The organism is Streptosporangium nanhuense (assembly GCF_059358815.1).
This window is the reverse complement of sequence record NZ_JCADBG010000001.1, coordinates 113,506-139,487: the sequence shown is the minus strand read 5'-3', so window position 1 is coordinate 139,487 and position 25,982 is coordinate 113,506. Positions and strand designations below refer to the sequence as shown.

The window sequence follows — 25,982 nt, the reverse complement described above, 5'->3', positions numbered from 1 at the left end:
CCGTCCCCGCCGGCGCCATCTCCGCCGCCCCTGTTCCCGTCGGCGCCGTTCCCGCTGACGCCGTCGACCACGGCCGGGAACCGCGGCCGGTGGCTACAGCCGGGGGTCGACCGGCTCGGATTCCAGGGCCAGGACGGCGAAGACCGCCTCGTGCACCCTCCACAGCGGCTCCCTCTCGGCCAGCCGGGAGAGCGCCTCGAGACCCAGCGCGTGCTCGCGCAGGGCCAGCGAGCGCTTGCGGCCCAGGAACCGGTGGCGCAGGACGTCCAGGCTCTCGGTGTAGTCGGGACCGTAGATGATCCGCAGGTACTCGCGCCCGCGAACCTTGATCCCGGGCTGCACCCGGCTCCGCCCGTCCGGCGGGTCCAGCGGCTTGACGACCATGCCCTCACCGCCCTCGGCCGTGAGCGCCGACCACCAGGCCGTGGCCGCCTGCGTCGACTCCGGCGAGGCCAGGTCGGCGAACACGTGCCGGGTGGGCGCGATCAGCGGGTCGTCGAGCCGGGACAGCAGGTCCAGGTGCCAGGAGTGCGGCTCCTGGACCGCGGTCGCCCGGCCCTCGCAGGCGAGGATCTGGAACGGTGCCAGGCGAATGCCCTCCAGCCCGGAGACAGGCCAGCAGTAACGTGCATATGCCTGCCTGAAACGGGCAGCGTTGGTGGAGCGGCGGCGGGTGCGGTCCAACAGATCGCCCACATCCAACCCGCGCCCGGCCGCCGCTTCCAGCACGGTGACCGCCTCGGGCAGCACGGTGCGCGCCGCGGCGCCAACCGACGCGTACTGGCCGCGGATCAGCCCCTCGGCCTTCGCCGACCAGGGCAGCAGCTCGCAGTCGAGGGCGACCCAGTCCGACCCCAGCTCCTTCATCAGCGGCGCGCACACCCGCCTGAGCCTGCCGACGAGCTCGGTGGTGTCGGCGAAGAACGGCCGTCCGGTGCGGGTGTAGACCGCCCCGGCACTGCCGTCGGTGATCCCGAAGCGCGCCGCCGCCACCCCCGGGTCGGCTGCCAGCACGGCCACCGCCCGCGAGCCCATGTGCTTCTCCTCGCACACCACCCGGCTCACCCCGGCCGCCGCGAACTCGGCGAACGCCTCGGCCGGGTGCTCCAGGTAGCCGTCGAGACGGGAGGTCTCCGGCGGCGCCATCGTCGGCGGGAGGTAGACCAGCCAGCGCGGGTCCACCGCGAACCGGCTCATGATCTCCAGTGCGGCGGCCGAGTTCTCCTCGCGGACCTTGATGTGGCCGCCGCCGTGGCGCACCTCGATGTGACGGGTGCCCCGCACGTCGTCGACGGAGAGCAGGCCGGGATCGCGGTGGCCGGGAGCGGTGAACGGCCTGACCGACTCGTACCAGACGCGCTCGGCGGGCACCGAGACGGTCTCCCGCTCCGGGTAGCGCAGGGCGGTGAGCCGCCCGCCGAAGACCACCCCGGTGTCCAGGCAGATCGTGTTGTTGATCCACTCGGTCTCGGGGACCGGGGTGTGGCCGTAGACGACCATGGCGCGGCCCCGGTACTCGCGCGCCCAGGGGTAGCGCACCGGCAGGCCGTACTCGTCGGTCTCGCCGGTGGTGTCGCCGTACAGCGCGAAGGAGCGGACCCTGCCGGAGGCGCGGCCGTGGTAGTCCTCCTTGAGCCCGGCGTGGGCGACGACGAGCCTGCCCCCGTCGAGCTGGTAGTGGCTGATCAGCCCTTCCATGAAGGCCAGCGCCTCCCGCCTGAACTCCTCCGGCTCGGCGGCCAGCTGGTCCAGCGACTCTTGGAGGCCGTGGGCCACCCGGACCTTGCGGCCGTTGAGCGCGCGGGCCAGCTTCTGCTCGTGGTTGCCCGACACGCACAGCGCGGTCCCGGCCGCGACCATGCCCATGACCAGCCGGAGCACGCCCGGCGAGTCGGGCCCCCGGTCCACCAGGTCGCCGACGAACACCGCCGTCCTGCCCTCGGGGTGGACCGCCCCTGCGCCGCCGGGATCGATCCGCCAGCCGAGGTCGCGCAGCAACGTCTCCAGCTCGGCGCGGCAGCCGTGCACGTCGCCCACGATGTCGAACGGGCCGGTCAGCTCGCGCCTGTCGGTCCACGCCCTCTCGGTGACGACCGTGGCGGCCTCGATCTCCTCGGCCCCGCGCAGCACGTGGACCCGGCGGAAGCCGTCGCGGGAGATCCTGCCCATGGAACGGCGCAGATCCTTGCGCTGCCTGATGACCACGCGTGCCCCGAAGTCCCGGTCGGGCCTGGACTCGTTGCGCGCGACCGCCAGCTCCTCGGGCACGTCCAGGACGATCGCGTCGACCAGCACGTTGTGCGACTTCGCGAGCGCGACCAGCTGCTTGCGCGCCTCCCACTGCACGTTCGTGGCGTCCACGACCGTGAGCAGCCCGCGCCGCAGGCGGGTGCCGACGATGTAGTGGAGCACGTCGAAGGCGTCGGGCGTGGCGGCCTGGTCGTTCTCGTCGTCGGCGACCAGCCCCCGGCAGAAGTCGGAGGAGATCACCTGCGTCGGCGCGAAGTGCCTGGCGGCGAAGGTCGACTTGCCGCTGCCGGACACCCCCACGAGCACGACCAGCGACATCTCCGGTACGGCGATCTCAGTCATCTCCACCTCCCTCGCTTCCCGCGTTCCCGGTGTTCTCAGCGTTTCCCGTGCTCACGCGCGCTTCCGTACTTCCTCCGGAACCCTCCGGCCCGCCCGCGAGGCCTCTCGTGTCCGGGATACCTTCCGTGTCCGCGGGATCCTTCGTGTCCGCGAGGCCGAACAGGGCCATCTGGGTGGGCGGGCCGACCTCGGGGTCGTCGTCGCCCACCGGCAGGAACTCGGCGCGGTAGCCGTACTCGCCGCACACCTTCGCCGCCCACGCGCGGAACTCGGCGCGGGTCCACTCGAAGCGGTGGTCGGGGTGACGAACACCGTTCAGGAACTCGTAGCGGACGTTGTACTCGGCGTTCGGGGTCGTGACGATCACGTGCCCCGGCCGGGCGGTTCCGAAGACCACCCGCTCCAGCGCGTCCAGGCGCGGCGGGTCGACGTGCTCGACGACCTCCATCAGCACCGCGGCGTCGTACCCGGCGAACCGGGCGTCGGTGTAGGTCAGCGCGCCCTGGAACAGCTCCAGCCGCTCCCTCCGGCGCTCGGGCATCCGGTCGAGCCTCAGGCGCCTGGCCGCGAGCGCCAGGGCATGGGAGGACACGTCCACCCCTGCGACCTTGCCGAAGCGGGGGCGTTCGAGCAGCGCCCCGACCAGGCGGCCGGAACCGCACCCGAGGTCGATGACGGTGCTCACCCCCAGCCCCTCCAGCGTGGCGAGCACGGCCTCCAGCCGGAGGGTGTTCAACGGCCGCCTGGCGGCACCGGCGGTCCCGGCCCCGTCCGGCACGTCCGGGGCGGCGGAGGCCGTACCGGGCGGCGGAAGGGTGGTGGCGGGCGTCACGGGGGTGTCGTCTCCCGTGGCGGAGACCTCCTGGGAGGAACTCCCTCGGTCCGGGTCGTCGGCGGGGCCTCCGTCGGCGGTCCCCTCCGCGACCGGGCTTTCCTCGACCGGGCTTTCCTGGACGGGGCCCGGCACGCCGGGATCGGCCGAGGGGTCCTCCTCTACCGGGGGTTCGAGGTCCTCCTCCACGTCGTCGCCGATCTCGGCGAGACGGGCGAAGGCCGTACGGGTGAGGGCCCAGCGACGGCCGAGGTAGCGGCGGGTGATCAGACCCCGCTCGGGGTGGGCGGCCAGCCACGACTCGCCCGCCCTGATCAGCTTGTCCACCTCGTCGGGGGCCACCCAGTAGTGCTTGGCGTCGTCGAGCACCGGCAGCAGCACGTAGAGCTGGTTGAGCGCGTCGGCCAGGCGGACCTCCCCGCGCAGCACCAGCCGCACGTAACGGGAGTCGCCCCACTCGGGGAACTCCTCGTCCAGCGGCAGGGCGGTCGCCTCGACCCGCCAGCCCAGCGGTTCGAACAACCGGTGCGCGAGTTCGGGGCCGCCCTTGCACGGCAGCACGGGCAGGGTGATCTCCAGTGGCATCGGCCCCGCGGCCAGCTCGGGACGGCTGTCACAGCGTCCGGTGCGCGCCGTGCGGAACACGTCGGCCAGCGCCACGGCCAGCAGCGACGACGCGGCGTAGGGCCGGTCGTTGACGTACTGGCCCAGCGTGTAGTCGGGCGTGGACCGGTCGCGCGAGCGCACCAGGCGGATCGGGTCGACGTCGAGCATCAGCGCGGCCGTGCAGCGCTCCTCACCCGCCTCGGGGTAGAGGACACGTGCCACGCCGTACGACTGCCCGAACTCCTGGACCCGGTCGGGATGCTTGTGCAGCAGGAAACCGAGGTCCGTGGCGGGGCGTACGGTGGTGGAGATCGTCAGCAACACCCGGTTCAGTGTGCCGCACCCATGCCGGGACGGCCATCGGTTAAAGGCCCGGCGACGATTCCGTACCCACATGGAACGGTCACCGGCCGGACGACCTGCCCCGCCCGTGGATCCGGCCGGACGGGCCGTCGTCGCAACCGGGGAGACGCCCGCCTTCCCCGAAGGCCGGCGGGCGTGGAAGGGCGGGGGGCGAGCCGGTCCGTGACCCGCTCGCCCGTGAACGGCCCGCCCGTGACGCGCGGATCCGGGACCTACACGTGGGACAGGATCTCGTCCGAGATGAGTTCCAGGTGCTCGATGTCGTCCAGGTCCAGCACCTGCAGGTAGACCCGCTCGGCGCCCAGCTCGGCGAACCGGCCGATCTTCTCGGCCACCTCGGCGGGGGTACCGGCCAGGCCCGTCGCGCGCAGCGCGGCGAGGTCCTGCCCGATGACCCCGGCCCGCCGTGCGATCTCCTCGTCGTCGGCGCCGACGCAGACGGTCTGCGCGACGGAGAGCACGACCGGCTCCCTGCCCTCCGCCTCGCATGCCTTCCTGACCCGGTCGAAGGCCTGCGAGGTGTCCTCCAGGGTGCGGAACGGCACGTTGTACTCGTCGGCGAACCGGGCGACCAGGCGCGGGGTGCGCGTGGCGCCGGTGCCGCCGATGATGATCGGCGGTTTCGGGCTCTGCGCGGGCTTCGGCAGCGCGGGCGAGTCGGCCAGCCGGTAGTGCGCCCCTTCGAACGAGAACGTCTCGCCCTTGGGCGTGGTCCAGAGCCCGACCAGTATCTCCAGCTGCTCCTCGAACCGGCCGAACCGCTCACCGATCGGCGGGAACGGGATGCCGTACGCGGTGTGCTCGGCGTCGTACCAGCCGGTGCCCAGGCCCAGCTCCACCCGGCCGCCGCTCATCTGGTCGACCTGGGCCACGCTGATCGCCAGCGGGCCCGGCAGCCGGAAGGTGACCGGCGTGACCAGGGTGCCGAGACGGATCGTGGAGGTGTCCCTGGCCAGTCCGGCCAGGGTCGTCCAGGCGTCGGTGGAGCCGGGTCCCGGGTCGCCGGGGCCGAGCCGCATGTAGTGGTCGGAACGGAAGAAGGCGTCGAACCCCAGCCGCTCCGCGGCCAGCGCGACCGCCAGCAATTCGTCGTATGTGGCACCCTGCTGCGGTTCAGTGAAGATCCTCAACTTCATGGGAACCATTATCCGGGCACTCCGGACGGCATCCGCAGAAAGCCCGCGCCGTGGCGGGGACGCTTGCTAACGTTCTGGCCTCTGACGCAACGGGTAGCCGATCGACCACTCATAGCGATCACCCCTTGTCCGTCGAGGAGGGGATCCCATGCCTGTGGTGACCGACCGCCCCGAGACCCGCCGGGCCCGAGAGCCCGGCACCCCGCCCCGCCCCCTCGTGGTGCTCGCCTCGATCGTGCTCGCCACCGGCACCGGTGCCGCGATCTGGCTGCTGCCCTCCAGGGCGCAGGGCGAGTGGGCCGCCCTCGACGAGCGGGCCGGGGCCGGGGCGACGCCCGCGGAGACGGCCCCCGGGCCCGCGGCCGAACCCGCGCCCTCGCCGGCCGTCGCCCGCCCCTCGGGCTTCGTGACGTTCGTGGACGCGGTCCGCGAGCCGCGCTTCAACCTGTCCAAAGAGGCCAGGAGGAGCCACGTGCGCTGGTTCACGCTGGGCCACCTCACCGCCGGGCAGAAGGGCTGCGTCCCCAAGTGGGGCGGGCTCCAGGAGCAGGGGGGCAACCCGGTCGCCAACCGGCTCGCCTCCCTGCGCGCCGCGGGCGGGGACGCGGGCCTCGCCTTCGGCGGCCCGGCGGGGCGCGAGCTCGCCGCGGCCTGCTCCGACCCGGCCAGGCTCACCGCCGCCTACCGCCGGGCGATCGGCGCCTTCGCGGCCACGTACATCGACTTCGAGGTCCGCGACCCGGCGGGCGGCGCCACCGTGCTGCGGCGGGCCAGGGCGATCGCGGCCCTGCAGCGCGAGGCCGCGGGCGAGGGCCGTTCCCTCACGGTGAGCTTCACCCTCCCGGTCACCGAAACCGGCCTGTCCCCCGCCGACCAGGAGATGCTCCGGGCCACCCGGGCGGCGGGCGCCGAGATCGCCACCGTCAACCTCCTGGCGTCCGTCGGCTCCGTCCCGGGCGCGGGGAGCCGCCTGCGCCCGATCGCCTCGGCCGTCCGCGCCGCGCACCCGCAGATAGCCCGCTCCCTGGGCGAGAGCGCCGCCTGGAGCCGGATCGCCCTGACGCCCGTGCTGGCCGGGCCCGGCGACCTCACGCGACCGGAGGCCCGCAGGCTCGCCTCCTTCACCAGCCGCAACCGCCTGGCGTGGCTCTCCACCAGGGGGGCGGCCCTCTCCCCCGGCATCACCCGGTTCCTCAGCGGCGCGACGCGCTAGACGACCTCGGCGAACCGGGCCCTCGGTGAGCGACGCCGGACGACCTCGGCGAACCCGGCCACCCGGCGAGCGGCGCCGGACGACCTCGGCGAACCCGGCCACCCGGCGGGCGGCGCTGAACGACCTCGGCGAATGCGGGCATCCTGCGAGCGGCGCTGGACAAGCGCCCCCTTTGGGGTTATGAATGGGTTATAACCCTCCTGTAACCCCAAAGGGGAGACGAGATGCCGAAGATCAATGTCTACCTGCCCGACGAACTGGCCGAGGCGGTGAAGAAGGCGGGCGTGCCGGTCTCCGCCGTGTGCCAGCGGGCCCTGGAGCAGGCCGTCCGGCGGGTGACCGCCATCCGAGAGACGGCGCTCGGCGCCCCCGAGCTCGATGACCTGACCGCGCGGCTCACCCACTTCACCCCGCGGGCGCGGGAGGTGGTCAAGCTGTCGGTGGAGCAGGCGCGCGCCCTGGGCGCGGCCGAGGTGGGCACCGAGCACCTGCTGGGCGGCATGCTCGCCGAGGGGGGCAACCTAGCGCTCCAGGTCCTGGGCGCCCTGGAGATCGACCCCGAGGAGGTCCAGCGCCGCCTGGACCGGCTCGGCCTCGACGCCCCGGCCGCGGCCGGCGCCGCCGAGACGGAGCTCGCCTTCGGTGCGCCCGCGGCGACGGCCCTGGAGATGACCGTCACCGAGGCCACCTCGCTCGGCCACAACTACGTCGGCTGCGAGCACCTGCTCCTCGGGCTGGTCGCCGAACCCGACGGGGCGGCCGGGCGCATCCTGCGGGAGCTGGGCGCCGAGCACCGGCTGACCCGCCACGCGGTCTCCGCCGCGCTCGCCGGATACGTCCACCTGCGCGCGCAGACCAGGCCCGCCGCCCCTCCCCAGACCCCGCCCTCCGACGCGGCGAGCGCCCTGTCTGCGGCCGTACGCGAGGAGCTGCGCCCCATCCTGCTCAGGCTCGAACGGCTGGAGGAGCGTCTCGGCACGGCGGACGAGGCGTAGTCGTGGGCGTGCCCACCCGCGTGACGACTCACATGGCCGCTCGCATGGCCGCTCGCATGACGACTCACATGGCCGCTCGCATAGCCACGCGCCTGGCCGTCCGCCCGGCCGCGCGAGTGGTCGCGGGCGTGGTCGCGCGGCTGGTGACCGGGATCGCCGTCGGCGTGCTCGTGGGGATGGGCTCGGGCGCGCCCGCCGGGGTGCTGGCGGGCCTGAGCGCGGGCCTGGGCGTGCACGCCCTCACCGGGCGTTTCCTGGCCGAGGTGCACACGAGCTCGGACCGGGAGCCGCCCCCGGCCCGGTAGCCGAGGGGCGGCCGGCGGCACCGGGGAAACCTCACGGCCTCACCGGGTTCGGCCGCACAGGGCGGCGTCGAAGGCGGCGATCAGGTGCTCGCGCTGCCCGGCCGTACCGGCTTGGCCGGTGGTGTAGACGGTCGCCTCGCGTCCCGACCGGTCACGCCCGCTGACGACGGACACGCCGGGCACGTCGCCGCCGTGGAACCAGGCCGGGCCGCAGCTCAGCCGGGCGCGGGCGATCCCGAGACCGTACCGGGCGTCCTCGGGCCAGCCCTCCTCCCCGACGGGCACGGGAGCGCCGACCATCGTCCGCAGCGCCTCGCGTGACAGCGCCTTGCCGTCGAACACCCCCCGCCAGAACCGGTTGAGGTCCTCGGGCGTGGAGACCAGGCCACCGCTGGCGCCGAACTCGTAGCCGGGCAGCCGGGTGAGGTCGACGATCCCGGCTCCGGGGTCGGCGGGGTGCACACCGTACGTGTGCGCGTGCGCCCCGCGGATGCCCGTCTCGCCGCGGGCCGGCCAGTAGGTGTCGCGCATGCCCAGCGGCTCCATCACCAGATCGCGGCTGACCTCGCGGAAGTCACGGCCGGTCACGGCACGCACGATCATGCCCGCGACCAGGTAGTTGGTGTTGGAGTAGGCGAACCGGCCGAGGGGCGTCGGCTTGCGGGCGAGCGCGAGCCCGAGATAGTCCTGGGGGATCTTGGACCAGTCGACCGCGTCGGCGTACTCGGGCAGCCCGCTGGTCTGCCGGAGGAGGTCGCGCACCGTGATCCTCCGCCCGTCCGTCGCCGCGCCCGCGCCCTTCCCGCGTACGACGCCGGGCAGGTAGCGGTCGACGGGCGCGTCCAGGTCGATCTTCTTCCGCCCGGCCAGCCGCATCACGGTCACCGCCATGACCGGCTTGGTCACGCTGCCGATCCTGAACCTCCCGCCCGCACCGGCCATCGGCCGCCCGGTGCCCCGCTCGGCGGTGCCGGACACGACGGTGACGCCCCTGCCGCGACGGTCACGGACGTGGGCGAGCGCGCCCGGCAGCCCGTCCGCGCCGGTGAGCCGGTCCAGCCGCGCCTGGAGGGAGGTGGGGCGAGGTGTCTCCGGCTCGGCCCGCGCGAGAGCGGGACTCGACAGGGACGGCAGTGCCGACAGGACCAGCGCGCCGGCGACCGCGGCCGCGAGCGACCGGCGGGAGTACTTCCAGGACATGATTTCGCCTCACGGCTCGGGGGACGGATGACGCCTCCGACTCTGTCCCGGGAAGGGGAGAAGGGCAGTGACGCCCGCACCGCTCTTGCGGGAGGGCCTTCCCTACCCCCTCCGGTCGTGCCCGCCCCACGGCGAACCGGCCGCCGGACCGGGGTCGAGCGCCGCGCGGGACGGGCGCGAGGCCGGACCGGACGTACTAGCCGTGCTGACGGATCTCCCGCGCGCGAGGGCCCCCGTCCTCACGGGAGGTCCCCGCCTCGCGGAAGCTCTCCGCGAGCAGCTTCAGGCCCGGTTCGATCCTGTCCAGCGGGACGGCGCCGTACCCGAGCACCAGTCCCGAGCGCGCGTGGGCCTCGCCGTAGTAGGTGGCGAGGTCCTCCACCGCGACGCCCGCCTTCCTCGCGTACGCCGTCACAAGGGCGGTGTCGACCCCAGCGTCCGGCGTCAGATAGGCGCAGAGGTGCAGGCCGGCGGCGGAGGGGACCGGCTCCAGCCAGTCGCGGAAGTCGCGCCGCAGGACGGTGAGGATCCGATCGTGGCGGGCCGCGTACTCGCGCGTCGACTTGCGGATGTGCCGCCCGAGGAGTCCCTCGTCGATGAAACCGGCCAGCGCCGCCTGGGTGGGAAGCTCCCCGCCCCAGTCGGTGAGCCGCTTGGCGGCCCGGAGGGCGGGCTGGAGCGAGGCGGGGGCGATCAGGAAGCCCAGCCGCAGCATCGGCAGCATCGTCTTGGAGAAGGAGCCGACGTAGATGACGTGACCGCTGCGGTCGAGGCTCTGGAGCGGTTCGAGCGGGCGGTCCTCGAAGCGGAACTCGCTGTCGTAGTCGTCCTCGATCACCACGGCGCCGCGCCGCCCGGCCCATTCGAGCAGCGCGGCGCGGCGGCCGAGCGACATCGGCGTACCCAGCGGGAACTGGTGTGACGGCGTGACGTAGACGAGACGGGCGGAGTCGGGGAGGGCGGCCACGTCCAGGCCCTCCCCGTCGACGGGGACGCCGACGACCCGCGCGCCCAGTGACTGGAACAGCAGCCTGGCCGGCGGGTAGCCCGGCTCCTCGACGGCCACCCGGCAGCCCGGCTCGATCATGACGCGGCCGATGAGGTCGAGCGCCTGCTGGGCTCCCTGCGTGATGAGCACGTCATCGGCGCTCGCCCGCACTGAGCGGGAGACGCCGACGTGGCGGGCGACGGCCTCCCGCAGGCCCGCGTACCCGGAGGGGGCGCCGTAGCCGGCGGAGCGCACCAGCGCCGGGCGCAGCTCGCGGGCGACGAGCCTGCGCCACGTCTCGAGCGGGAACAGCCCCGCGTCGGGGAGACCCACCCTGAAGTCGTAGACCGCCTCCTCCCCCGGTTCGGCGGGTGAGGAGGCCGCAGAGCGCCAGAGACGGCGGGGGCGCACGCCGCCGCCCGCGGGCGCGTTCCTGGCCTGGGTGCGGGCGAGCGGCTCGTCGCACACGAAGGTGCCCGCCCCTACCCGGCCGACGAGGACTCCCTCGGCGGTCAGCCGCTCGTAGGCGAGGGCCACGGTGTTGCGCGACACGTCGAGCCGCCGCGCCAGCTCGCGGGTGGGGGAAAGGCGCTCCCCCGGGCGCAGGCGGCCGTCGAGGACGGCGTCCAGGAGCTGGCGGTAGATGCGGGCGGACAGGTCGCCACGACCGGTGAGGCTCACGTGGAAGTCCATCGCGCCTCCTCACATTGGCCCAGTGGATCCCCCGTGTATTGGATCTTACATGGGACCAATGGGCTTCGTAGAGTTGCCCTCCGTACGGCTCTCGGCAGGCCTTTCCCGCCTGAGACAACCGCCCGAGACAACCGGCCTGAGACACCGCCTGGGACACCGCCCGAGACACCGTTCGGGCGCGTCGCGGGTGCCCGGCCGGAGACACACCCGTGCCCGAGTGCCGCCGGCCCGGTGCCGGCCCGGTGCCGGCCCGGTGTGCCGGCCAGGCCGGTGACGACCGAACGGCCGACGAAGGAGTCCCATGTTCAGCAGGCTCATGCCCTCTCCCGGGCCGCCCCGGGTCCTCGCCCTCGCGCAGCTGGCCAACTCCATCGGCGACGGCGCGTACTACGTGTGCTCGGCGCTCTACTTCACCCGGATCGTGGGGCTCTCGCCGACCCAGGTCGGCTTCGCCCTGACGCTCGGCTGGGCCGTCGGCTTCGTGGCGGGCGTCCCGCTCGGCCATCTCGCCGACCGCAGGGGCCCTCGTGGCACGGCGGTCCTGCTGGCCGTCGCCACGGCCGCCGCGGTCGGCTCGTTCCTGTTCGTCCGCTCCTTCCCGGTGTTCGTGGTGGTCGCCTGCCTGTACGCGACCTCGCAGTGCGGTCTCGCCGCGGCCAGGCAGGCGCTGCTCGCGGGCCTGGTGGACAGGACGCGGCGGACCCGCGTCCGGGCCCACCTGCAGGCGACGGTGAACGCCGGGCTGGCGGTCGGCGCGGCGCTCGGCGGGGCGGCGCTGCACCTCGACACCCGGGCGGCCTACCTGACGGTCCTCGCGATGGACGCGCTGAGCTTCCTGCTGTCCGCCCTGATCCTCCTCCGCCTGCCCCCGGTGCCGCCCACGGCGGCCGCACCGGCGGGCGAACCCGCACCGGCGGTGCTCAGGGACAGGCCGTACGCGCTGGTCTCCCTGCTCAACATGGTCGCGCTGCTGAACATGCCGCTGCTCAGCCTGGTCATCCCCCTGTGGATCGTCCAGCGGACCGAGGCCCCGACCTGGACGGTCTCCGCCCTGCTGATCCTCAACACCCTGGGCGTGGTGCTCTTCCAGGTGCGGGTGGCCCGGCGGGTCACCGACCTGGAGAGCGCCGCCAGGTCCGTACGGCGGGCGGGTGTGGTGCTGCTCGCGGCGTGCGCGGTGTTCGCCCTGTCGTCGGCCTGGTCCTCGGCGTGGGCCGCCGGGCTCCTTTTGCTCCTCGCCGCCTGCCTGCAGGTGTTCGGCGAGATGGCGCACGCCTCCGGCTCCTGGGAGATCGGGTTCGACCTCGCCCCGGCCGGCGCTCAGGGGCAGTACCAGGGCTTCTTCGGGTCCGGCGCGGCGGTCGCCAGGATGCTCGGCCCGCTGCTGCTCACGACGCTGATCCTCACCTGGGGTACGCCGGGCTGGCTGGTGCTCGGCGGCCTGTTCCTGCTGTCCGGCCTCGCCATGGGACCGGCGGTGCGCTGGGCCCTGCGAACCCGGCGGGCGGAGCCGGCCGCCGAGGGGGTGTCCGGGTAGCGGGCGTCCCGCCCGGGGCCTCGGCGGCGCGGGGTCGTCCGCCACGGCGTCGACGAGAACGGCGGCCGTGACCTTCGCGGGCCGGTCTCACCGGTCGGCCTGGAGGTGGTACGGGTCATCCTCGTCCCCGCCGCGAGGCCGCGTCACCGGCCACGCCCACCACGAGGCCGAGGACGATCATGATGACGTAGCTGTAGATCTCGTAGCCGTCGGGGACGAGGAAGCGGAGGAAGCCCATGAAGTGGAACCAGTCGAACCACTCGCGCAGGAGGCCGCTCGTGCCGCCGGCGACGAGGACGAAGCAGACAAAGCCTGACAGGGCTGCCAGGGGGGACTTCGAAGTGGAGGTCATGGCCCGACGGTAGGCGCGTGGTGCCCGGCACCGGATCGGGCGCAAGATGGCCGGGCGGCGACCAAGGTCGGCCGTCGGCGGGCCGGGAGTCGTACTTAAGTATCCGGACGCGGGCCGAACGCCCGGTCACGGGCGGGGGCCGCGTAGATTTCCGAAGTATGCGCCGCATCCACCGCACCCGCCGCGACTGGGTCGCCGACCTGGCGCTGTTCCTCTTCGCTGCCTGCTTCGCCGCCGTCAGCTCGCAGTCCATCCCGATCCCCGACGACCTCGATCCCCTGTGGCGGGACGTCGACCAGGTGGTCGGCGGGCTGGGGTGCGCGGCGGTGCTCCTGCGGCGGCGCTGGCCGGTGGCGCTGGCGGTGGCGCTGCTGCTGGCGGGCACCCAGGCGCACTACCTGACCGGCCCGGCGATGGTGGCGGTGTTCACGGTGGCCGCGACCCGGCCGTGGAGGATCACGGCGTGGGTGGCGGCGCTGGCCTTCGCCCCGCTGCCCGTCTTCCTGTGGCAGATGGCGGAGTTGCCCGAGGACCGCGCGAGCTCGGCGCTGACGTACTTCGCGCTGATCGCCGGAGCCATCGGGTGGGGGCTGTTCCGGCGTTCCCGGCAGCAGCTGATCGCCTCGCTGCGCGAGCGCGCCGAACTGGCCGAGGCGGACGCGGAGTTGCGCGCCGAGTGGGTCCGGCGGGAGACGCGGGAGGAGATCGCCCGCGAGATGCACGACGTGCTCGGTCATCGGCTGTCGCTGCTGAGCGTCCACGCGGGAGCGCTGGAGTTCAACCCGGGCGCCTCCGGGGAGGAGATGGCGCGGGCCGCCGGGGTGATCAGGGAGAGCGCCCACCTGGCCCTGCGCGACCTGCGCGAGGTGATCGGGGTGCTGCGGGCCGGACCCGAGGAGGGCGAACGTCCGCAACCGGAGCTGGCGGACCTGACCCGGCTGGTGGCGGAGGCCCGGGCGACGGGCGGCCGGGTCGAGCTGACCGGCCCCCCGGAGGGGCCCGCGCCACCGCCCGTGGTGGGGCGTACGGCGTACCGGATCGTCCAGGAGGCGCTGACCAACGCGCGCAAGCACGCGCCCGGCGCGGCGGTCGCGATAGAGGTGACCGGGAGCCCGGCGGGCGGGCTGGCGGTGGAGGTCCGCAACGCGCCGCCGCCCCGACCGGCTCCGCTCTCCGCCTCCGCCTCGGCCGGGGGCGAGGGCGGGGGCGGGGGCGCCGGGACGGGCAGGGCCGAAGGCGTCGGGCAGGGGCTGATCGGGCTGGCCGAACGGGCCCGGCTGGCAGGCGGTGAGCTGACGGCGGGCCCCGCCGGCGGTGGTTTCCGGGTGCGCGCCTCACTACCCTGGCCCGCGACGGACATCGCGCCCCTCACCGGCCGGGGCTGAGGAGTGGGACGAGGTGGTCCGCGTCCGTCGCGATCGGGAACCGGGGAGAGGAAGAGTCCGCGTCCATCGCGGATCGGGGCCGGGGAAGGGTTACGAGGTGATCCGCGTCCGTCGCAGGCCGGAGTCGAGGAGGGAGACGAGGTGATCCGTGTCCTGCTGGTCGACGACGACGCGATCGTGCGGGCCGGGCTGCGCCTGATGCTGGGCGGCGCCCCGGACGTCGAGGTCGTCGCGGAGGCCGCCGACGGGGCGGAGGTACCCGCCCTGGTCGCCGCGTACGGACCCGATCTGGTGCTGATGGACATCCGGATGCCGGGCGTCGACGGGCTGGCCGCCACCGAGAGGCTCCGGGCCCGGCCCGGCGCCCCGGAGGTGCTGGTCCTGACCACCTTCCACACCGACGCGCACGTGCTGCGGGCGCTGCGCGCCGGGGCGGCCGGGTTCCTCCTCAAGGACACCCCGCCCCAGGACATCGTCACGGCCATCCGGACGGTGGCCGCCGGAGATCCGGTGCTCTCCCCCGCCGTCACCCGCCGCCTCATCGAGCAGGTGGCGGACGGTTCGGGGCGGGACGACCGGGCCGCCGCCGCCCGGGCCCGGCTGGCGCTGCTGGCCGGGCGGGAGCGGGAGGTGGCCCTGGCGGTCGGACGTGGCCGCTCCAACGCGGAGATCGCGCGGGAGCTGCACCTGGCGCTGCCGACGGTGAAGACGCACGTGTCACGGATCCTGACCCGCCTGGATCTCAACAACCGGGTCCAGATCGCCCTGCTGGTCCACGACGCGAGCGCACCGGGGAACCGGTAGGTGTCTCTCCCCCGTACCGTGGAGATCCGGCTCGGGGGAAGGCCGGCTCGCCCTGGGCGGTCCCGCCTGATGCCTCCCGCGCCGGTGCCTGCCCGCCGTCGCCGGACATTCCACAACGAAAACCCTTACAGGGGCTTCTCGGCGACGGCGATGACGTAGTCCATGTTGGCGTACCTCTTTCGCATGAGGTTGTCGTCGGCCAGTTCCTTGCGCAGCCAGCGGCGGTAGCCCCACGTGGCGCGCTGCTGGAACACCGGGTTGTCCAGCTTCTGCTCAGCCCATCTGCACCACGGTTCGTACACATGGGAGCGGATGGAGGTCAGCCGGGCGTTGACGAACCCGGCGGCCTGGAGGCGGGCGACATACTCGTCGCCGTCATACCAGTTCACGATGGGGATCGTGGAGGAGAAAAGATCCTTGCGGCCGTAGTCGGTCAGCGGCAGGATGTCCGCCGTCGCGAGCACCCCGCCGGGTCGAAGCATGTGATGAGCCTGGCGGAAGAATTCGTCCCTGGGCAGGAAATGCAAGGCCGACTCCAGTGCGACCACCCGGTCGAAGCTACCGGGCTCGAACGCCATCGCGGTCGCCGACCCCTCTTCGAAGATCAGTCGACCGTCCAGCCCGAGTTCGCGGGCTTTGGCCTGAGCCACCCGCACATGCGTCGGCGTTATGTTCAATCCGACGATCTTTGCCAGGTCATATCGTTCCAGCCACATGAAATCCTGGTCGCCGTAACCGAACCCGGCGTCAAGGACGCGATCGCCCTCCTGAAAGCCGGCGGCGTCCGACAGCTTTTCCGCCAGCGCCTGGCACGCGTCGTCGATCGTGTCGGACTCACTGGTCCAATAGCCGAAATTGAGGTACGTACTGTGCTCGTTCAGTGCGGTCCAGGTGCTCGGCGGGAAGATCTCGTAGGCGCGTTTGGCGCGATTCTCGGGTGACGACAGGGCGAGTCTGATGCTCCGGCCGAGGGAGAGGATGTCCTGCCAGGGTGAGGGTTGCTGCGTGCTGACCAAGGGGGCCTCCTGGATGTCGTTCGTGCCTCAGGCGCGCCGGGGCGGAAAAGCGAACATCGACCACTTCGTTGATCGACGCGGTGAGCGGATGAACGGTCGTGAACGCCGGCGATCGGCTGAACGCGGCGCACATCACCCTTCCGTGATCCGGCAGGTCTCTCGGGTGTTCAACCGGCGACCCGTATTCCCTGTCGTTTCCGTCAAAGAATCCGGCCCAGAAAACACGCGAGCGTGGCGACAGTCGACGGTTCGCGCCGGATGACCCATCGTCGTGAACGGGTGCGGGTTTTCGGTGCTCTTCATGGGAGCCGGACAGGACAGTCAGCCTGGTCGCAACATATCCGCCCATGCTTCCCGTGCTGCGTGAAGTCATCTGTGCGCGAGTCTAGATCGGTGCACTTCCCGGCACACTATGGATTTCCGTAGGATTCGACCCTCTTCGCCCTGGTTGACGGCCCTTCTTCGGCGAGGTGCGGCACGAGGTGGCCGACCTGCTCGGCATGTGACCACCCGATAGCGATGATTGTGAGTACCCGCCGGCGATCTCGACCACGAAGGCTACGGTGACTGTCATGGATCATGATCTCACCCGGTGTGACGCCACCCTGGTGCTGACCCTTGGAGAGGTGGCTCGGCTCAACGCCGTCCCGCGCGCCGCGTACACGGTCGGCGCCGAGCAGCGCTGCGAGATCCGAGAGAACAGGCACCCAGGTCCGCACATCGCGACCGGCCAGGCGGCCAGTGGCACCGAGTGGTGGCTGGTGTGGGACGACACAGGGCAAGGGCGACTCAAGGCGCTGCCGTCGTGCGGAGCCGAAGATGTCGAGTTGGACGAGCCGTGTCTCCTCCCTTTGAACCATCCCGGCCCTCACACCTGTGACGTATAGGTGCGTCCACCTGCCCCGTCGCCTTCGGGGGCGTTGCCGTGTCTGCCTGCGGCCGATCAGCGGGCCGGGTGAGCATGGCCCCATGACCTCACCTTCACCCGGCCCGCCCCCGCCCGACGACGTGCCCGACTGGGTGTTGCAGTAGACCAGGGAGCCGCTGCTCCGGGCCGCGGAGGCCGCTCTGGACTCTGAAGAAAAAAGATCACATGACTGCCACGACCGGCGACCGGATGATCACGGTCGCAAAAGCGACCCGACCCGGCACGACCACCCCCACCGAGGCGGACGACATACGGATCGCATGGGTGGCGGACTGCCGCGCCTACGCTCTGGAGGACGGGCACCTCCGGCTCCTCACCGTCGACCACAACCTGGCCACGCGGCTGGAGATGTGCGGGTACGAGGGCGAGGTCACCCGTCGCGCCGCCCAGTTCGTGCGCACCACCATCGCTACAGCCGCCGTCGCGACAGTCTCGGAGGCATGGACCACGAGCGACCTGGTGGTCCTCACCTCCGACGGCGTGCCCGACCGGGTGCCGCACGAGGTGCTGGAGAGGCTGGTGCTCGCGCGCCGGGACGACCCGCAGGCGCTGGCCGAGGCGATCGTGGCCGCCGCTCGCGCGGACGAGGACGGCCACCGGGACGACGCGACGGTGGTCGTCCTGGCGGCGCGACCGCCGGCTGCCGCCGTCTGACCGCAACGCGAAGGCCCCGCCGCTCCGGAGGAGAGCGGCGGGGCCTCTTCGCGTGGTTCAGCTGCAGCATTCCTCAAGGGGAGGGGGCCGTACCGGGCCGGCGCACGGGGAGGGCACTCAAGGCGGGGGCGAATCGGCTCGGTCGCCGGCGCTCGACCGCTCGTTCCCCTACCTGATCAACGCCTCAGCGGCAACCTGGAATCTTGCAGGTTGTCAAGATCGAAACCAAATGGTGATCATTGCCTGGATCTCATGTGACAACAGTTCATCTCAAGTCGATGGAGGAAACTGCCTGCAAAAGCCGCCATCACCAGCAAGTCCAGGTTTAGCAGCTTCCACATTTGCAACAGCAAATATCGGGACGTGCGGTCCGAAGTTTTATCTATGAGTTCGACGAGATCCCACATCGCTCAACCCGTACAACTGGAGGAAAGCATGGGTAAAGTAATGGGAACCCGTACGGCAGTCGTGAAGCGGTTATCGGCTGTAGCAGCCGCAACGGCCCTGGGGGCGGCGGTGCTCGCTTCCCCGGGCGTCGCCCACGCTCAATCGTCCTACTGCTCGGTCAACGGATGGCTCAGCCCGATCGTCAACAGCTGCACCACCGATGCCGTGCAGGCGCACTCGAACGGCTGGATCGATGTCTGGGTCTCTCCGTACTCGGGATGCAAGGCGGACTTCTACATCTGGGACGCCCGCAACCAGGCAGTCATCTACCGGGCAACGGGTGTCTCCAACTTCTCCACGACGCTGTTCCGCGTGCACTCGTGGTATCACCTCAAGGCGACCTTCCGTGGCACGAAGTGCGGCGGTGAGGCCGGCCTGGACAACGAGTAGAAAAAGCGGACAGCCGTTCGTGCCGTTACCCCAGGCACCACCCAGCCCCGATGCCTTGCGGTGTCGGGGCTGTTCGCATGCCTTGCCCGAGCGAAGACCACCCGGCAGCGACCACGCAAGTACAGCCCCAGCAGCATGGTGGTGGCCCCGGCACGATCCTGCGCACTGGCCGGGCGCGCCATCACCGCCGGCAGCAGTCCGAGCGTGTCGGTGACCACGAATCGCTTGCGGCCGTTGATCTTCTTGTTCGCGTCGTAGCCGCGGCTGTCGGCTCCAACGATGTCGGCGCCCTTGACGCTTTGGGAGTCCATCACCGCGGCCGATGGCTCGGCCTCACGGCCGGACTCCTTGCGGACCCGCCGACGCAGCACGTCCATGATCTGCTGCGTCACTTCCTGGTCTTCCCAGCGCACGAAGTGCCAGTAGACGGTCCGCCAGGGCGGGAAGTCAGCCGGTAGGTGCCACCGGGAGCAGCCGGTACGCACGGTTCGATGAAACACCCTGCGTTGCCGTTCGCCCAGGTCAAACGCTAGACCGTCTCGCTGACCAGGTGGGCGACGCACTCCACGTGGTGGGTCATCGGAAATGCATCAAAAGCACGCAAATCAGCAAGGCGGTAGCCCCGTTCGGCGAACCAGGCCAGGTCGCGGGCCAGGGTGGCCGGGTCGCAGGAGACGTACACGATCCGAGTGGCCTGGAGGGTGCTCACGCGGTCGACGACGTCGCGGCCCAGGCCCGCCCGGGGCGGGTCGACGACGACCAGGTCCGCGCGCTCGATGCCGAAGCGGTCGAGGGCGTTCTCCACGCGGCCCCTGGCGAAGCGGGCCTGGGGCAGGTCGCGGAGGTTGCGCTCGGCGTCGCGGACCGCCACGGACTCGGACTCCACGCCGAACACGGCCCCCTCGGGACCCACCGCCTCCGCCAGCCCGGCGGCGAACAGGCCGACGCCGCAGTAGAGGTCGAGGGCCCACTCGCCCGGCCGCGGGGCGGCGAACTCCATGACGGCGTCGAGCAGGGTGGCGGCGGCGCCGGGGTGCACCTGCCAGAAGCCGCTGCCGGTGACCTGGAAGTCGCGCTCGGCGACGCGCTCGACGAGGTGGTTGCGGCCGTGGACGACCCGGCTGCGGCCCTTGCCCTCGTCGACGAAGACGGCCACGCTCGTGTCGAGGTCGGGCACGGCCACCGTGCGCCGGGGCTTGGGCGCGACCACGACCGCCTGGTCGCCGGTGGTGGAGGCGATGACCTCGACCGAGGAGGCGTTGCGCCAGTTCATGACCTCGGCGCCGACGTTCTCCACCTCGGGGTGGGCGATCAGGCAGGCGTCCACCGGCTCGACGTCGTGGGAGCGGTGCCGGCGCAGGCCCAGCCCGCCCTCGCGGTCGACGGCGAACTGGACGCGGGTGCGCCAGCCCAGCCCGTCCGGGGCTCCGGGAACCTCCTCGACGGTGCCCTTCCAGTCGATCGAGGCCAGGCGTTTGAGCTGCTCGGCCACCACGTCGGCCTTCAGGCGGCGCTGGGCCTCGAGGGAGGCGTGCTGCCAGTCGCAGCCGCCGCAGCGCCCGGGGCCCGCGAACGGGCACGGCGGGGTCACCCGGTCGGCGGAGGGCTCCAGGATCTCGACCGCGTCGGCCCGCAGGAAGTGGGAGGTCTCCTCGGTGATCTCGGCGTTGACCCGCTCGCCGGGCAGCGCGTGCCGTACGAACACGACCCGGCCGTCGTGGCGGGCGACGCACCAGCCACCGTTCGCAACCGGTCCTACCGTCAGTTCGATGGCCATGGTCGTTGCCCCCAAGGGAAAAATCGTCGTCGGTCGAGCCTCCTCGCGTCAGGAGCGCATACGAAAGGTTATGCCTTGACGTCCTCGTCCCGAGCCGCCTCCGGGCGCGGACGGCGAACGGCGCCGGGCGCGAAGGGCTCGGGGCGGCCCTTGAGCCGGTCGGAGGAGTGCAGCTGCCAGGGCACGCTGATGACCATCACGCCGGGCTGGAACAGCAGGCGGCCCTTCAGCCGCAGCGCGCTCTGGTTGTGCAGGATGTGCTCCCACCAGTGGCCGACGACGTACTCGGGGATGTAGACGCTCACCACGTCCCGGGGGGAGCGGCGGCGCAGCGACTTGACGTACTCCAGGATCGGCCGGGTGATCTCGCGGTAGGGCGAGTCGAGCATCTTCAGCGGCACCGGGATGCCGCGCCGCTCCCACTCCTCCTGCAGCGCCCTGGCCTCGGGGCCCTCCACCCCCACGGTGATCGCCTCCAGCTTGGAGGGACGGGTGGCGCGGGCGTAGGCGAGGGCGCGCAGGGTCGGCTTGTGGATCTTGGAGACCAGCACGATGGCGTGGTTGCGCGCGGGCAGCATCGACTCGTCCACCTGGGAGTCCTCGGCGACGGCGAGCTCGGCGGCCACGTTCTCGTAGTGGCGGTGGATGCCCTTCATCATCAGGAACAGCACCGGCATGGCCACGCAGACGATCCACGCCCCGTGGGTGAACTTGGTGACCAGCACCACCACCAGCACCACGCCGGTCATCACGCCGCCGAAGAAGTTGATGGTCCGCGAGCGGTGCATCTGGTGCCGGACCCTCAGGTCGGTCTCGGTCCTCAGGTGCCGCGTCCAGTGCCTGACCATGCCGATCTGGCTCAGCGTGAACGACACGAAGACGCCCACGATGTAGAGGTTGAGCAGGCGGCTGACGTCGGCGTCGAAGCCCCACAGCAGCAGGCAGGCCGCGGCGGCGAGGATCACGATGCCGTTGGAGAAGGCGAGCCGGTCCCCCCGGGTGTGCAGCTGGCGGGGCAGGTAGCGGTCCTGGGCCAGGATCGAGCCGAGCACCGGGAAGCCGTTGAAGGCGGTGTTGGCGGCCAGGAACAGGATCAGCGCGGTGACGGCGGCGATGAGGAAGAAGGGGAGCGAGCCGTTGCCGAAGACCGCGTCGGCCACCTGGGCGATGATCGGCTGCTGGTAGTAGCCGGGCCCGGCGGGCTCGCCGTCGATGAGGACGTCGCGGTAGGCGACGGCGGGGTCGGCGACCTTGACGCCCGAGGCCAGCCCCAGGGTGATGATGCCGACGAACATGGTCACCGAGACCAGGCCCATCATCAGCAGGGTGCTCGCGGCGTTCTTGCTCTTGGGCTTGCGGAAGGCGGGCACCCCGTTGCTGATCGCCTCGACGCCGGTGAGCGCGGCGCAGCCGGAGGAGAACGCGCGCAGGATCAGGAAGGCCGCCGCGAAGGAGGTCAGGTTGGTCTGCTCGGCGATGATCTCGTACTCGGAGGTGGGCGCGTGCAGCTGGTCGCCGAGGACGAGCACCCGGAAGGCGCCCCACGCGACCAGGCCGAGGACGGCGAACATGAAGGCGTAGGTGGGGATCGCGAAGGCCGCGCCCGACTCCCGGATCCCGCGCAGGTTGACGATCGTCAGCAGCACGACGATGGCGATCGCGACCAGCGGCTTGTGCTGGGCGACGTACGGGATGGTGGCGCCCACGTAGTCGACGCCGTTGGCGACCGAGACCGCGACGGTCAGCACGTAGTCGACCATCAGGGCGCTGGCGACGGTGAGCCCGGCGCTCGGGCCGAGGTTGACGGTGGCGACCTCGTAGTCGCCGCCCCCGCTGGGGTAGGCGTGCACGTTCTGCCGGTACGACGCCACGACGGTGAGCATCACCACGACGACGGCGACGGCGACCCAGGGGCTGAAGTGATAGAAGGAGACTCCGGCGAGGGAGAGAATGACCAGGATCTCCTGCGGGGCGTAGGCCACGGAGGAGAGGGCGTCACTCGCGAAGACGGGCAGCGCGATGCGCTTGGGGAGCAGCTGCTCGTGCAGCTGCGTGCTGCGCAGCGCCCGCCCGATGAAAAGGCGTTTGACAAGGTCCGTCACCTTCGACACGTCTGCAGATGCTAGCCGTTATTACTCGGCCCCACTCACGCGGCACTCCTGGGGCGGTCCATACTGGCTGAATACATCGGGCACAAGATCCGCCTCACAGCGACCGGCGGGGGAGCATGCATATCGTGATCATGGGGTGTGGCCGGGTCGGTTCGACCCTGGCGCACATCCTTGAGGACAGCGGCCACTCGGTCGCGATCATCGACCGTGACCCGCAGGCGTTCCGCCGCCTGCGGGCGGGGTTTCGGGGTCGCAGGGTGACCGGGATCGGCTTCGACCGGGACGTCCTGGAGGAGGCGGGCATCGAGGCCGCGGGCGCCTACGTGGCGGTGAGCAGCGGCGACAACTCGAACATCATCTCCGCCAGGGTCGCCCGCGAGACGTTCGGCGTCGACAACGTCGTGGCCAGGATCTACGACTCCCGGCGCGCCGAGGTCTACCAGCGGCTGGGAATCCCCACCGTGGCCACGGTCCGCTGGACCGCCGACCAGATCCTGCGCCGCGTCCTGCCCGAGGGCGCCGAGCCGCTCTGGCGCGACCCCAGCGGGTGCGTGGTGCTGGCGGAGGTGGCCTACCACCCCGGCTGGATCGGCACCCCGACGAGGGATCTGGAGGCCGCGGCGGGCACCCGCCTGGCGTTCATCAACCGGATCGGCGACACCCTGCTGCCCAGGAACGACTCGGTGGTGCAGGAGGGCGACGTGCTGCACGTCATGGCGGTCGAGGCCGACATGGACCGCATCAACAAGGTGCTGTCCGGAGCGCCGGAGGAGGAGCACTGATGCGCGTCACCATCGCCGGCGCGGGAGCGGTCGGCCGGTCGATCGCCGCCGAACTCCTGGAGAACGGCCACGAGGTCCTGCTCGTCGACATCGACCCCAAGGCCATCAAGATCGATACCGTGCCGCGGGCGGAGTGGCTGCTCGCCGACGCCTGCGAGATCTCCTCGCTGGACGAGGCCGGCCTGGCCGAGTGCCACGTGGTCGTCGCCGCCAGCGGTGACGACAAGGTCAACCTCGTGGTCTCGCTGCTCGCCAAGACGGAGTACGGCGTGCCGCGCGTGGTCGCCAGGATCAACCACCCCAAGAACGAGTGGCTGTTCAACGAGTCGTGGGGCGTCGACGTGGCCGTCTCGACCCCGCGCCTGCTGAGCGCGCTGGTCGAGGAGGCCGTCAGCGTCGGCGACCTGGTGCGCCTGATGACCTTCCGTCAGGGCCAGGCCAACCTGGTCGAGCTCACCCTGCCCGAGGACGCCCCGGTCGTCGGCCAGCGCGCCGGTTCGGTGCCCTGGCCCAACGACAGCGCCCTGGTCGCGATCCTGCGCGAGGGCCGGGTGCTGGTGCCCACCGCCGACGACCCGCTGGAGGCCGGCGACGAGCTGATGTTCGTGGCCAGCCAGGAGGTCGAGGAGGAGCTCGCCGAGCTCCTGTCCCCGCACCACCGCACGCCCCGCTGAACCTGCCTTCCGTCCATCCCGTACGCCAACCGGACCGGTCTCCCGCGCGCCACGCGGGAGCGCTCCTTCCGCGCCACCCGAACCGGTCTCCCGCGCGCCGCGCGGAAGCGGTCCTTCCGCACCACGCGGGAGCGGTCCTTCCGCGCGACGCGGGAGCGCCCCTTCCGCGCCGCGCGCCGGGTGGACCGGTGGCGGGCCCCCGGGCCACGAACCGGGCGCGAGGGGCACCGGAGAGGCCGGTCGGGAGGCCCGGACGCGCCGGTCGGCCGGAAGGACCGTCCGCCGGTCAGGAGGCCGCGGGTCGCACCGGGGTCCTGCCCCGGGCCAGCAGCCACACCATGGCGGCGAGCGCCGCGACCTGGAGCGGCCAGCCCATCGCGATCTTGAGGATGCCCAGCTCGGCGACCGCGTCGTTCCCACCGATCAGGAAGACGGGGAGCTGCGCCGCCACCCGGACCACGCACGGGATCATCAGCAGCCAGGTGAGCCTGGTGCACAGCTTCACCACGGCCGGATCCGCGCGCCACGCGGTCGGGTCGCCGGTGACGGAGCCGATGAGGAAGCCCACCACCGGCCATCGGGTGACGATCGACAGCAGCATCACCACGGAGTAGCCGGCGTTGTAGAGGATGCCCGGCAGGAAGACGTCCTTCGCCTCACCGGTACGGGAGGCGAAGAACGCGCCGATGCCGATGCCGATCAGGCTGTTGATCACGAACTGCGGCGTCGAGCGTTGCAGCAACCGCACGACGAGCAGCAGCACCGCGGCCGAGATGCTGACGATCAGGGACATCTTCAGGTCGGAGGTGGTGATCCACATGCCGGTGAAGGCGATGGTGGGCACGGCGGCCTCGATGACGCCCCGCACTCCGCCGAAGGCCTTGGCAAGCTGGCTGCGGATCGCGGCCTCGACCGTGTCGTGCGCGGCGGTCTCGCCGGTGGTGGTCATCTTCTCGCTCACCGTCTCGTGATCGTCAATCACTCACGCACCGCCCGCGGGGCGCAGCTCGTATCTCGGATTGAACATGACTTTGCGGCCATCCTGCACGCTGACGAGCCCTTCCGCCAGCACCAGGCGCCCCGGCTCGATGCCCGCGATCTTCCTGCGGCCCAGCCATATCAGGTCGATCACATCGGAACCATCGTAAAGCTCGGCCTCCAGCGCCGGGGCGCCCCCGCGAGGGCGCAGCGTCACCGTCCGCAGGGTGCCGGTCACACAGAAACGACGGCGCATGCCGCACGAGACGATGGGGGTGGCACCGTGGCGGTCGAGGTCCTGCTGGAGCTCGTCGGCCTCCAATTCGGCCTGACCGGCGGTCAACCGGCGAAAGAATCCCCGCAAACCGCTCTGTTTGTGCGGCTCCTGAGAACCCACGGACCTCTCCTTCACACACGAGTCGAACCAGAGTACGCGATCCGCCCCGTCAGCGGATCTCGGCGATCTCCGGGCCCCGGTCGAACGGGTTGAGGTCGGGCACGTCGCCCCCGGCGGCCTGCTGCTCCGCGGGCTGCCTGGCCTCGGGCGGCAGCCGCAGCTCGATGGGCTCCTTGGGGGCCATCGGCTCGTCGCCGCGTACCACGACTATGTCCCGGACGACATCCTCCAGCGTCCCGGAGACCTCGGCGTCCTCCGCGGCCTTCCCGCTGATCACCGCGCGCAGGAACCAGCGCGGCCCGTCCACCCCGATGTAGCGGACCGGCTGCTCGCCGCCCTCGGCGGGGATCCTGGCGGCCAGCTCGACGCCGAAGGCCCCCTCCCGCTCCTCGGCGGTGCCGCCGGCGCTCTTGACCCCCTCGGCCAGCTCGGCCCTGACCTCGTCCCAGATCCCGCTCCGCTTGGGCGCCGCGAAGGCGTGCACCTGCAGGGCGCTCCCCTCGAACAGGACCACCGCGCCGACGATCTGGTCGCCGGCCAGGTTGAGCTGCACCTCGAACCCGGCGTCGACCGGCAGGCGCATGCCCCCGAGGTCGACCCGCTCCCGCTCGGGGTGGGCCTCGTCGGCGTCCCACGGCCCCGACTCCCGCGCCGGGACCCGCTCGACCTCCTCCTCCACCACGGGCTTGGCGGCCTTGGCGGCCGGGGACTTCTCACGGCGATTGCGTCCGAACACTTTCCTCACGCTCCTTGAAGATTCACTGGTCACTCGTCCCCCGCCGGGCCGGGCGGCGGGCGGCCCCGGGGGCCGGAGACGCCCTCCGGCC

The 25,982-nt window shown here is 72.0% G+C and carries 24 protein-coding genes; 11 read left to right on the top strand and 13 right to left on the bottom strand.

The window, feature by feature from the left end; genetic code table 11:
• Positions 1–93: 93 nt before the first annotated feature.
• The 3 genes from AC5L38_RS00565 to AC5L38_RS00555 all read right to left on the bottom strand — a co-directional run bounded on the left by AC5L38_RS00565 (position 94) and on the right by AC5L38_RS00555 (position 5,529).
• Positions 94–2,592 (bottom strand): polynucleotide kinase-phosphatase, encoded by a 2,499-nt coding sequence (locus AC5L38_RS00565; RefSeq protein WP_495240726.1) that lies wholly within the window; start codon positions 2,590–2,592, stop codon positions 94–96.
• The gene (locus tag AC5L38_RS00560) at positions 2,585–4,354 is read right to left on the bottom strand and encodes a 3' terminal RNA ribose 2'-O-methyltransferase Hen1 (protein WP_495240725.1); all 1,770 of its coding nucleotides are present in this window, start codon (positions 4,352–4,354) and stop codon (positions 2,585–2,587) included. Before AC5L38_RS00560 ends, AC5L38_RS00565 begins: the two co-directional genes overlap by 8 nt.
• 251 nt (positions 4,355–4,605) lie before the next feature.
• On the bottom strand, positions 4,606–5,529 hold the full coding sequence (locus AC5L38_RS00555) for an LLM class F420-dependent oxidoreductase (protein ID WP_495240724.1): 924 nt from the start codon (positions 5,527–5,529) through the stop codon (positions 4,606–4,608).
• Positions 5,530–5,677: 148 nt separating this feature from the next.
• On the opposite strand from AC5L38_RS00555, the gene AC5L38_RS00550 reads away from it, so the two are divergent.
• From AC5L38_RS00550 to AC5L38_RS00540, 3 genes are all read left to right on the top strand, one after another.
• On the top strand, positions 5,678–6,742 hold the full coding sequence (locus tag AC5L38_RS00550) for a glycoside hydrolase family 18 protein (RefSeq protein ID WP_495240723.1): 1,065 nt from the start codon (positions 5,678–5,680) through the stop codon (positions 6,740–6,742).
• A 224-nt stretch (positions 6,743–6,966) separates the two neighbouring features.
• Positions 6,967–7,737 (top strand): Clp protease N-terminal domain-containing protein, encoded by a 771-nt coding sequence (locus AC5L38_RS00545; protein WP_495240722.1) that lies wholly within the window; start codon positions 6,967–6,969, stop codon positions 7,735–7,737.
• A 68-nt stretch (positions 7,738–7,805) separates the two neighbouring features.
• Positions 7,806–8,042: a hypothetical protein gene (locus tag AC5L38_RS00540; RefSeq protein WP_495240721.1), complete on the top strand. Its 237-nt coding sequence runs from the start codon at positions 7,806–7,808 to the stop codon at positions 8,040–8,042.
• 39 nt (positions 8,043–8,081) lie between these two features.
• Here AC5L38_RS00540 and AC5L38_RS00535 read toward each other — a convergent pair whose 3' ends face one another.
• Positions 8,082–9,242 carry a serine hydrolase domain-containing protein gene (locus tag AC5L38_RS00535; RefSeq protein ID WP_495240720.1) on the bottom strand — a complete coding sequence of 387 codons (1,161 nt, stop codon included), beginning with the start codon at positions 9,240–9,242 and terminating at the stop codon, positions 8,082–8,084.
• Positions 9,243–9,438: 196 nt separating this feature from the next.
• Positions 9,439–10,923 (bottom strand): MocR-like pyridoxine biosynthesis transcription factor PdxR, encoded by a 1,485-nt coding sequence (pdxR, locus tag AC5L38_RS00530; RefSeq protein WP_495240719.1) that lies wholly within the window; start codon positions 10,921–10,923, stop codon positions 9,439–9,441.
• 301 nt (positions 10,924–11,224) lie between these two features.
• Here pdxR and AC5L38_RS00525 point away from each other — a divergent pair, with 301 nt between their 5' ends.
• The gene (locus AC5L38_RS00525; protein ID WP_495240718.1) at positions 11,225–12,460 is read left to right on the top strand and encodes an MFS transporter; all 1,236 of its coding nucleotides are present in this window, start codon (positions 11,225–11,227) and stop codon (positions 12,458–12,460) included.
• 115 nt (positions 12,461–12,575) lie between these two features.
• On the opposite strand, the gene AC5L38_RS00520 is transcribed toward AC5L38_RS00525, so the two are convergent.
• On the bottom strand, positions 12,576–12,812 hold the full coding sequence (locus AC5L38_RS00520) for a hypothetical protein (RefSeq protein ID WP_495240717.1): 237 nt from the start codon (positions 12,810–12,812) through the stop codon (positions 12,576–12,578).
• Between the two features lie 158 nt (positions 12,813–12,970).
• Here AC5L38_RS00520 and AC5L38_RS00515 point away from each other — a divergent pair, with 158 nt between their 5' ends.
• Together AC5L38_RS00515 and AC5L38_RS00510 are read left to right on the top strand one after the other, a co-directional pair.
• The gene (locus AC5L38_RS00515; RefSeq protein WP_495240716.1) at positions 12,971–14,197 is read left to right on the top strand and encodes a sensor histidine kinase; all 1,227 of its coding nucleotides are present in this window, start codon (positions 12,971–12,973) and stop codon (positions 14,195–14,197) included.
• Positions 14,198–14,338: 141 nt separating this feature from the next.
• Entirely contained in the window at positions 14,339–15,001 is a 663-nt protein-coding gene (locus AC5L38_RS00510; protein ID WP_495240715.1) for a response regulator transcription factor, read from the top strand.
• Between the two features lie 125 nt (positions 15,002–15,126).
• Here AC5L38_RS00510 and AC5L38_RS00505 read toward each other — a convergent pair whose 3' ends face one another.
• On the bottom strand, positions 15,127–16,017 hold the full coding sequence (locus tag AC5L38_RS00505; protein ID WP_495240714.1) for an SAM-dependent methyltransferase: 891 nt from the start codon (positions 16,015–16,017) through the stop codon (positions 15,127–15,129).
• A 572-nt stretch (positions 16,018–16,589) separates the two neighbouring features.
• Here AC5L38_RS00505 and AC5L38_RS00500 point away from each other — a divergent pair.
• The 3 genes from AC5L38_RS00500 to AC5L38_RS00490 all read left to right on the top strand — a co-directional run bounded on the left by AC5L38_RS00500 (position 16,590) and on the right by AC5L38_RS00490 (position 18,436).
• Positions 16,590–16,904, top strand: a complete 315-nt coding sequence (locus AC5L38_RS00500; protein ID WP_495240713.1) for a hypothetical protein — start codon at positions 16,590–16,592, stop codon at positions 16,902–16,904.
• A 206-nt stretch (positions 16,905–17,110) separates the two neighbouring features.
• Complete coding sequence (locus tag AC5L38_RS00495; protein ID WP_495240712.1) at positions 17,111–17,599, top strand: SpoIIE family protein phosphatase; 489 nt, start codon at positions 17,111–17,113, stop codon at positions 17,597–17,599.
• A gap of 516 nt (positions 17,600–18,115) precedes the next feature.
• Positions 18,116–18,436, top strand: coding sequence for a hypothetical protein (locus tag AC5L38_RS00490; RefSeq protein WP_495240711.1), 321 nt, complete (start codon positions 18,116–18,118; stop codon positions 18,434–18,436).
• Here the strand turns inward: AC5L38_RS00490 and AC5L38_RS00485 are convergent.
• From AC5L38_RS00485 to AC5L38_RS00475, 3 genes are all read right to left on the bottom strand, one after another.
• Positions 18,373–18,921, bottom strand: a complete 549-nt coding sequence (locus tag AC5L38_RS00485) for a transposase (RefSeq protein WP_495240710.1) — start codon at positions 18,919–18,921, stop codon at positions 18,373–18,375. The two genes, AC5L38_RS00490 and AC5L38_RS00485, sit on opposite strands and share 64 nt — an antisense overlap.
• A gap of 44 nt (positions 18,922–18,965) precedes the next feature.
• Entirely contained in the window at positions 18,966–20,213 is a 1,248-nt protein-coding gene (locus AC5L38_RS00480; RefSeq protein WP_495240709.1) for a class I SAM-dependent RNA methyltransferase, read from the bottom strand.
• 68 nt (positions 20,214–20,281) lie between these two features.
• On the bottom strand, positions 20,282–22,324 hold the full coding sequence (locus tag AC5L38_RS00475) for an APC family permease (RefSeq protein ID WP_495240708.1): 2,043 nt from the start codon (positions 22,322–22,324) through the stop codon (positions 20,282–20,284).
• A gap of 116 nt (positions 22,325–22,440) precedes the next feature.
• Between AC5L38_RS00475 and AC5L38_RS00470 the strand changes: the two genes are divergently transcribed.
• Positions 22,441–23,106, top strand: coding sequence for a potassium channel family protein (locus tag AC5L38_RS00470; RefSeq protein ID WP_344918225.1), 666 nt, complete (start codon positions 22,441–22,443; stop codon positions 23,104–23,106).
• Positions 23,106–23,780 carry a potassium channel family protein gene (locus tag AC5L38_RS00465; RefSeq protein ID WP_495240707.1) on the top strand — a complete coding sequence of 225 codons (675 nt, stop codon included), beginning with the start codon at positions 23,106–23,108 and terminating at the stop codon, positions 23,778–23,780. Before AC5L38_RS00470 ends, AC5L38_RS00465 begins: the two co-directional genes overlap by 1 nt.
• Before the next feature lie 286 nt (positions 23,781–24,066).
• Here AC5L38_RS00465 and AC5L38_RS00460 read toward each other — a convergent pair whose 3' ends face one another.
• From AC5L38_RS00460 to AC5L38_RS00450, 3 genes are read right to left on the bottom strand one after another with little or no spacing between them, the layout of a single operon-like run.
• Complete coding sequence (locus AC5L38_RS00460; protein WP_495241528.1) at positions 24,067–24,729, bottom strand: DUF3159 domain-containing protein; 663 nt, start codon at positions 24,727–24,729, stop codon at positions 24,067–24,069.
• Positions 24,730–24,762: 33 nt separating this feature from the next.
• Positions 24,763–25,155: an OB-fold nucleic acid binding domain-containing protein gene (locus AC5L38_RS00455; protein ID WP_344744598.1), complete on the bottom strand. Its 393-nt coding sequence runs from the start codon at positions 25,153–25,155 to the stop codon at positions 24,763–24,765.
• A gap of 49 nt (positions 25,156–25,204) precedes the next feature.
• Positions 25,205–25,891, bottom strand: a complete 687-nt coding sequence (locus tag AC5L38_RS00450) for a DUF3710 domain-containing protein (RefSeq protein ID WP_495240706.1) — start codon at positions 25,889–25,891, stop codon at positions 25,205–25,207.
• Positions 25,892–25,982 lie beyond the last annotated feature (91 nt).